Origin of the sequence: Enterococcus sp. 3H8_DIV0648 (assembly GCF_002140655.1) — a bacterium.
GTDB lineage: Bacteria > Bacillota > Bacilli > Lactobacillales > Enterococcaceae > Enterococcus_A > Enterococcus_A hulanensis.
Map to the genome: position 1 here is coordinate 1,596,598 of NZ_NGLG01000001.1, position 2,156 is coordinate 1,598,753.

Consider the following 2,156-nt stretch of genomic DNA (forward strand, 5'->3'; position numbering starts at 1 on the left):
TTGAATAGTTTCTTCATACAATCGATATAAGTGTAACTCATACTCTTTTTTGGCATTTGTTACAACCGTGTCTAAAATTAAACCAGTAATTAACAAAAGTAGCGCGAACACCATCAATCCTGTCGCAAGAATCGAAGAAGGTACTTTCGTAATAAAACCAGTATGAATAAACTCATTGATGACTGGAACACCAAAAACAAGTCCAAAAACACAGAAAATCAAACTAAATACCGAAAAGAATAATAATGGTTTATAATCTTTAAACATTTTCAAAATTGTTAATAGCACCTTTAGTCCGTCAGAATAAGTGTCTAATTTAGATTCGCTACCCTCTGGACGATCCCGATAATCAATCGGAATCTCTACCAACTTAAACCGCTTGTCCAAAGCATGGATAGTAAATTCAGTCTCAATCTGAAAGCCGGAACTCATCACCGGAAAACTTTTAACAAACATGCGATTAAATCCGCGATAACCCGTCATAACATCCTTAATATTCGCTTGATATAAGCGATTGATCGAATTCTTAACTAAATTATTTCCGAAATCATGAAAAGCTCGTTTATTCTCATTAAAATACGTACCATTTGATAATCGGTCGCCGATCACCATGTCTGCACTGCCTTCCCTTAAAGCCGCAATCAGCTCGTGAGAATTCTCTGCTGGATAAGTATCGTCTCCATCAACCATCAAGTAGTAATCTGCCTCAATATCAAAAAACATTTGACGAATAACATTTCCCTTACCTTGGCGCGGTTCCTTCTTAACAATTGCTCCTTCGTTCAGTGCAATATTGTATGTGTTATCCGTAGAATTATTGTCATAGACATAGATATCCGCTTCAGGCAACTCCCTTTGAAAATCGTTAATCACTTTTTTTATCGTGAGTGATTCATTGTAACAAGGGATGAGGATAGCTATTTTTTCATTGTTCATGTTTACTCTCCTAACTTCACAGCTATCTACCATGATACCAAAAAAAAGCCGGATATGCTCCGACTTTTTAAATCAATTTTTCCGACACCAAATACTTCTTCATTCCGTCTTGAACGCTAAAATTAGGTTTGTACCCTAAACTCTTTAATCTAGAAATATCAGCAACTGAATCCTTGATATCACCGTCTCTTTCAGTTTCATATTTTACTCGTAAGTTAATACCTAATGCCTCGTCAATAACTGAAATCAAATCATTCAACGTAAGTGCATTTCCTGTCCCAACGTTGAACTGTCGGCCTAAGGCTTCTTCTTTAGTTGCAACTAGCAATAACGCTTGAATAACATCTTCCACAAAAACAAAATCACGCGATTGAGATCCGTCGCCAAATAAAGTGAATTGTGCTTCTTCGCCATTTTGCATTTTTTTGTAACGATCAACTAAAATCGAGATTACACCGCTATAAGGAGATTCTGGATTTTGATTCGGTCCATAAACGTTAAAGAATCTCACTGCACTAGTATTTATCCCATAGAGATGATTGTAATCCAAGACATATTGTTCTGCCGCAAATTTATCAACCGCATACGGGGTCAACGGACGAATAACAGACTCTTCCTTTTTCGGCAAGGTTGGTTCATCACCATATACCGCTGCTGAAGAACTAAAAACTAAACGTTTCAAATCTTTTTGATATTTTCTAACCAGTTCTAAAAGCATCAAAACACTTTCAAAATTAATTTGATGCGTCTCAACTGGACGTTCAACTGAATCTGCTACACTAGCAATTGCTGCTAAATGGAAAATGTAGTCAAACTTATTGTTCGAAAGAATATCTTCCATTAATTTTTCATCAGTGACAGAACCGTTGATGAATCCAGCACCGCCGGTAATTAAGTAACTAATCATTCTATTTAGCCTCTAGATCTTTCTTAATTTGTGTTGTAGAAATCTCAGGAGTCCTCGGAAGATAAATAACTTCAGCATCAGTTTCATCTTCAATAAAGTCAAATTTTGTTGCCCAATCATCTCCTATCACAAATTTATCAATTTTGAATTCTCTAATGTCACTTACTTTTTGTTCCCAAGAATTTTCAGGAATAACAAGATCCACATAACGAATAGCTTCCAATAGTTGTTTTCTTTTATCATACTCAAAATAGCATTTTTTTTGTTTTTCATTCCAATTGAACTCATCTGTGGACAGAGCCACTACTAGATA

Annotated in this window: 3 protein-coding genes; all 3 read right to left on the reverse strand. The window is 35.7% G+C overall.

What is annotated here, in order from left to right; all coding sequences use genetic code 11:
* A partial coding sequence (locus A5875_RS07415; protein WP_088933012.1) for a glycosyltransferase family 2 protein occupies positions 1-936 on the reverse strand: 936 nt, incomplete at its 3' end.
* Between the two features lie 67 nt (positions 937-1,003).
* Complete coding sequence (locus tag A5875_RS07420) at positions 1,004-1,843, reverse strand: NAD-dependent epimerase/dehydratase family protein (protein ID WP_088933013.1); 840 nt, start codon at positions 1,841-1,843, stop codon at positions 1,004-1,006.
* A 1-nt stretch (position 1,844) separates the two neighbouring features.
* Positions 1,845-2,156, reverse strand: a 312-nt coding sequence (locus tag A5875_RS07425; protein ID WP_088933014.1) for a glycerol-3-phosphate cytidylyltransferase, incomplete at its 5' end; no start/stop codon positions are given.